This is a genomic window from Steroidobacter sp. (assembly GCF_016790065.1).
In the GTDB taxonomy this organism is placed as follows: Bacteria; Pseudomonadota; Gammaproteobacteria; order Steroidobacterales; family Steroidobacteraceae; genus Steroidobacter.
Window position 1 is genome coordinate 1 of sequence record NZ_JAEUPY010000457.1, and the last position, 5745, is coordinate 5745.

Genomic DNA, 5745 nt, shown 5'->3' on the forward strand with positions numbered 1-5745 from the left:
CGGACTCATCTATCAGACCCTCGATACCTTCATCCGCTACCTGCGAATCGAAGGTGATGACGCTGCGACGTTCGCGCAGTTTCAGTTCGCTCAAGGCGTTGTAGGCGACCTGGAACACATAAGCTTCCGGGCGTTGGATCAGCGTCCGGTTCGCGATGCGCAGCAGTCGTAGAAAGACCTCTTGGGCGAGGTCCTCGGCGGTGTCTTTGCTACGCAGGCGACGTAGTAAGAAGCGATGCAAACCGTGGCGAAAGCCTTCGAGCGCGGCGCCGCTGAATGCAGTCCCTTGGCTGGCGGCAGCCGGCTTTGGCTCGGGCGGCGGTGGGCTGTTCTTGCGCTTCATACTATGTATGAGTGTCGTGGCGGGAATTGTAGGTACATTCGTGCCACCGAGTACCTACTTTTGCGGCGTCGACCCTCAACATCAATAAGCCCACCGCATTCGGTCGGCTATAAGATAACGAAGGGGAGCAGCGATGCGGTTGTTCGAACGAAGTGGATTGCTGGTGGCGCTGGCGTTGGCAGGCGGACTGGCCTGCGCCGCCGAGCCCTCCAAAGCGGTGGTGGCGCTGGACATTCCGGCCAAACCGGTCGGCGACGCGCTGAACGACTTTGCTCGGCAATCCGGTCTTCAGATTGCCATTCGCCCGGAGCACGAGGCCAATATTCGCTCGGCGCCCGTGACCGGCAGCTATACCCCGGATGAGGGGCTGAAAGCGCTGCTGTCGCATACCGGGCTGAAGTACAAGTTCTTGAACGACAGCACCGTGGCCGTGTTGCCCGCACAACCGGAGGAGCCCGGCGCGGAGGCGCGCAAACAAGACATCTCGAACCGGAAACTGTTGGACTCGGAACCGACCAGCAGCGAGTCGGATGCTGCCAGACTGCGCTCCGCCGCCGAGGCTGAAAGTCGCGACCGGTCGGCGCAGACCGCGCAGCTCGATGCAAAGCTCGAAGAGGTCACTGTCACCGGGACGCGTCAGGAACTCTATACCTCGCAGGTCGTGACCTCAGGCGTGCTCGGTGACAAGGATCCGTTCGACGTGCCGTTCTCGATCTCCTCGTACTCCGGCGAGCTGGCCAAGCTGCAGGACGCGTACGCACCCATCGATATCTTGAAGAACGACCCCGCGGTCCAGAGTCCCGGGCTGGATCTTTATCCCAACGAAGTGATCATCCGAGGCTTTCGTTCCGCGGCTGGCGGCATGCGCCGTGACGGGCTGTACGGCAACGACATCGGCGATGCGCCCATCGAAGCGTTCGACCGAATCGAGCTGGTGCGGGGCGTGGCGGGATTTCTGTACGGCTTCGCTCAGCCCGGCGGTGTGCAGAACTATGTAACCAAGCGTCCCACTCAGGATGCCTTCTCGACCCTCGAACTTCAGGTGCGAAGCGGCGCTGGGCGCTATGTTCATGTCGATGCCGGCGGCCCGGTCTTGAATGACAAGCTCGGCTACCGAGTCAACCTCGCTCGAGAAGACCAAGGTGATTTCACTCGCCGTGGCGACATGGTTCGCGATGTCGGCGCCGTCGCGATCGATGCAAAAGTCACCGACGACTTGTTGCTGAGACTCGACGGCACCTATCAATCCCGAGAACAAGTTGGTGAGTTCGGATTGCCACGAACCTCGGATGGCCTTGAGCCGGGCGAGTTCGATACCAGTCGCTCGCTGGTGCCGGCCTGGGCACGTTCCAAGTTCGAATCCGCCGGTGGCGGTGTTCGCGCCGAGTACACGCTGTCGGATCGTTGGAAGGTTCTCGCGCAAGCACGGTATGACCGCGTCAAGGCCGATCTTGGCTACGGCTTGGTCGAGTCCCTAGAGGGCAACGGCGATTTCTCACTGTCCGTGTGGCTGCCGCCCGGTAAGTCCGCCAACCATTCCACGGTGTGGCAGCTCATGATGTTGGGCGAAGTGAACACCGGCGCGTTACGACATCAGCTGGCGTTCGGCACGTTCAGTCTGAGCAGCGAGCATGAAGTCAGTTATGCGCGCGGCGAGGTGAATGTTCAGGTCGCCGGCAACATCTTTCATCCGAGCTTCTCGGCTCGGCCGGCCATTCCCGTTACGCCCTACGATCTCTACGTCACTTATACGACCGATGAAACTCACTACTTCGTCGGCGATACGATCGGCATCGGCGAGCGTTGGGATGTGCTGCTCGGTCTGCGCCGGGCGGACATGGAATGGGAGCAAAAGCAGGTCAACGGCGCGCCGTATCGATATGACGCGGCCAAGACGTCGCCGTCGGCGGCGGTGATTTTCAAGCCCAACGACAGCCTACGATTCTACGGGTCGTACGCCCGCAGCTTGCAGATCGGCTACAGCGCCCCTTGCCGAGAGGATGTTGTAAATGCCTGCGAGATCCAGCCGCCGCTCGAAGCGAAGCAATACGAAGTGGGCGCGAAGGCGCGGGTTGCGAGTTCACTCGATCTTGCGCTGTCGCTGTATCAGATCGAATTGCCGAGCGACTATGTCGACGAGACGACTCATATCTATGGCCGCTATGGCGAGCAGCGCAATCGTGGCGTGGAGTTGACGGCAGCAGGAAACATTCGGCCAAACCTGGCCGTGGTCGTCGGTTTGGGCTATCTGGATGCGATCCGTACCAGCAACGAGGACCCGAGCTTGAATGGCGCGAGAGTGGAAGCGCTGGCTCGACTGACGGGGAGTGTGTTTGTTAACTACGGAGTGAGCAGCGTCCCTGGTCTCGCGCTCATGGGGCGCTTGTATCGAGTCGGGCCAAGAGATTTCGACATCGCCAACACCATCGAGGTGGACGGCTACACGACGTTGGATCTGGGGGCTCAGTATCGAACCCAGGCTTTCGGCTTGCCGCTGAAACTGCGTGCCAATATCCACAACGTGACGGATGAGTTTTACTGGGACGGTCTTTGGTACAACAGGTACTCGGCTGGCCGAGGGCGCGTGTACAGCCTCGCTGTCGAGCTGCAGTTGTTCTGATCGTCGCCGCATAAAAACAGTCACGCGAGAACGTCGAATGAATCTACCAGCCGCAGCGGTGGGCGTTCTCGCCCTATTGACCGCAGTATTGCCATCGCTTACATCGCAGGCCGCTGAGGTCGCGAACGGCACGCTACGCGGCGACAGTCTGGACCAATACATCGAGCAAGCTCGGGCCGACTGGGGCAACGTCGGAGTGTCCGTGGCCGTCGTTCGTGGCGACAAAGTTATTTACGCCAAAGGATTTGGCGAACGACAGTTCGGCGCCCCCTCCAAGGTCGATGCCGATACGTTGTTTCAGGTGGGCTCGACGACTAAAGCCTTCACCGCGGCGGCGCTCGGCATCCTGGTCGATGAAGGCAAGCTGCGTTGGGACGATCCCGTCGTCCAGTATCTACCCGAGTTCGAACTGTACGATCCGTGGTTGACTCGCCATCTCAGCATTCGTGACACGCTGACTCATCGCAGCGGTATCAATGGCAGCTCGCACTTCGTCTTCGCTGTCATGGACTCGACCGCAGCGATGGCACAGCTGAAACATGCGGTGCCAGAGGCGGAGTTTCGGGATTCCTACCGATACGACAATTTGATGTATGGCGTGGCCGGCAAGGTCATAGAGAAAGTGTCCGGCATGAGTTGGGGCGAGTTCGTCGCAACCCGGCTGTTGCAGCCGTTGAAGATGAAGCGTAGCGGTGCCAGTCCGTACGAATTCTGGGATAAGCGATTCGTGACGCCGACTTTCAATGGCGTGCCGCTCTCAAAAAATCCGCAGGCGGTAGATGCGCGCGATAGCAATGTCGCCATGCCTCATCTTCGCGATGGCACGCAGCCCATCAGCCAATGGGCCTGGCAGAGTTACGACAACGCGGCGGCAGCAGGCTCGATCGTTTCGAGCGCTTCGGATATGGCGCACTGGGTGATTTTGCATCTGAACGGCGGCGTGTTCGAAGGACGGCGGATACTGCAGCTGCAGACGCTGGAGGAACTGCATGCCACGCAGAATCTGCGCCTCAATCAGGCCGAGTTTCCGTTCGAGAAGCCGCTGCAAGGTTATGCGATGGGATGGGTCAGAGCCCGGTACCAACAAGTGCGATATCTCTCGCACAACGGCGGCGTCAACGGCTTCCCGGCGCACGTCGCGATGCTGCCGGATCACGGCGTTGGCGTGGTGGTGCTATCCAACGGGCCGGAGTCGGGCATCGTCGATACATTCGGCTTTCACAAAGCGATTTCATTTTGGGTGTTTGACCGATTGTTGAAAGCACCGCAGGTGAATTGGAGTCGAGAGTTCCTGAGCCAGAATCGGCAGCAGCAGAATCAGGAAGCGAGCTTTGACGCGCGCCTTCAGCAATCCAGGCTAAAGAACCTGCCGGCTTCGCTGCCGCTCGAACGCTATGTTGGCGACTATGAGAATCCCAGCTTCGCTGCCGGTCCGATTCACGTGGGCATGAGCGCTGGTGGCTTGGTGCTGAGCTTTTCGGGTGAGGGGGCTTTCGCCGGCAGTCTGGAGCATTGGCATGGCGATGTTTTCAGATTGCATCCCGAGCTACCGGGACGCTGGAAAGAGTTCCCCACGTTCGTGCTCGATCCGCAAGGCGAAGTGGCTGAGTTGGAGCTCTTTGGTGATCGCTATCCCAGGGTGAAGCTGGAATCGAAACAATGACCGCGCCGATGAATCGACGTGAGTTCACAAGCTTGCTGCTCGCTGCCGGCGCGGTTCCCGGTGGCAGCCAGGCAGCCGACGTCGAGCAGCGCAACTTGATCGTCAACGGACTCGATCCGTCCGCCGCTCGGTCGGAGTATTTGGATTTGCTGAAAGCCGGTGGTGTGAGCTGCTGGTACCGAAGTGAGGACGGCGCTGGCATCGAAGACTTCGCCTCGGTGTTGACGTTCTGCGATCAGAACGCGGGACGCATTGCCGTGGCCCGAAGTGTCGACGACATCTGGGCGCTGCATCGGCAGGGCAAGATGTCGTACATCGTCGGCTGGCAGTCGGCGGAGGCGCTGGCTCTACAAGCGAGTATCGACCCGGCTCTATCGCATCTTCGCGCGTATCACGAACTGGGGCTACGGATCTGCGGGATCGCTTACAACGTCGCCAACCTATTTGGCGGCGGCTGCCTCGAGCCGCAAGTTGGTTTGACGCGTGCCGGCCGGCGTTTGGTCGAAGAGATTCACCGCCTGCGGATCATTCTCGATGTCGGCGGACACACCAGCGAGCAGACGTCGCTGGATGCGCTCGAAATGTCCAAAGGCGTGCCTGTCATCTGCTCGCATACCAATATCAAAACGCTCAACGATAATCCGCGCAACACTAGTGACCGAGTCATCGAGGCGATCGCACGATCCGGCGGCGTCATCGGTCTATCGGCCTTCAACGATTTCCATGCGCGTCGACGCAGCGATGCGAGCGTGCCACGCACGCCGCAGGTGGCGCTCGACCGTCACCTCGATCAGTACGATTATTTGAAACGGCTGGTGGGCGTCGATCACATCGGTCTCGGCCCGGACTTCATCGAAGGCAACAACGGTGAGGGCGTGGTGTCACCCGATACCACGACGATGGTCGCAGAAGCGTATAGCTCGCAGCGCCCTTGGTACTATGTCCAAGGCTTTGAGAACATCGGGCAGCTGCCGAACGTCACGCGAGGCTTGTTGTCGCGTGGTTGGACGACGACGGAAGTCCACAAGGTGTTGGGCGGCAATTGGCTGAGAGTCTATCGACAGATCTGGGGGCGCTAATGGGTTCTGCGAGTCGCGGTGTCTGGTGCACGTTGGTGGC

At 60.1% G+C, this 5745-nt stretch carries 4 protein-coding genes; 3 read left to right on the forward strand and 1 reads right to left on the reverse strand.

Going from position 1 to position 5745, the window contains the following annotated elements; translation table 11 throughout:
- The coding region (locus tag JNL55_RS19105; RefSeq protein ID WP_293857273.1) for a sigma factor at positions 1-343 on the reverse strand (343 nt) is incomplete at its 3' end.
- A 133-nt stretch (positions 344-476) separates the two neighbouring features.
- On the opposite strand from JNL55_RS19105, the gene JNL55_RS19110 reads away from it, so the two are divergent.
- Genes JNL55_RS19110 through JNL55_RS19120 form a run of 3 tightly spaced genes read left to right on the forward strand, consistent with a single transcriptional unit; the run spans position 477 to position 5705 of the window.
- Positions 477-2963, forward strand: coding sequence for a TonB-dependent receptor (locus JNL55_RS19110; RefSeq protein ID WP_293857276.1), 2487 nt, complete (start codon positions 477-479; stop codon positions 2961-2963).
- Positions 2964-3000: 37 nt separating this feature from the next.
- Positions 3001-4626 carry a serine hydrolase gene (locus JNL55_RS19115; protein WP_293857279.1) on the forward strand — a complete coding sequence of 542 codons (1626 nt, stop codon included), beginning with the start codon at positions 3001-3003 and terminating at the stop codon, positions 4624-4626.
- Complete coding sequence (locus tag JNL55_RS19120; protein ID WP_293857282.1) at positions 4623-5705, forward strand: dipeptidase; 1083 nt, start codon at positions 4623-4625, stop codon at positions 5703-5705. The genes JNL55_RS19115 and JNL55_RS19120 overlap by 4 nt, the downstream gene beginning before the upstream one ends.
- The last annotated feature ends 40 nt before the right edge of the window (positions 5706-5745 follow it).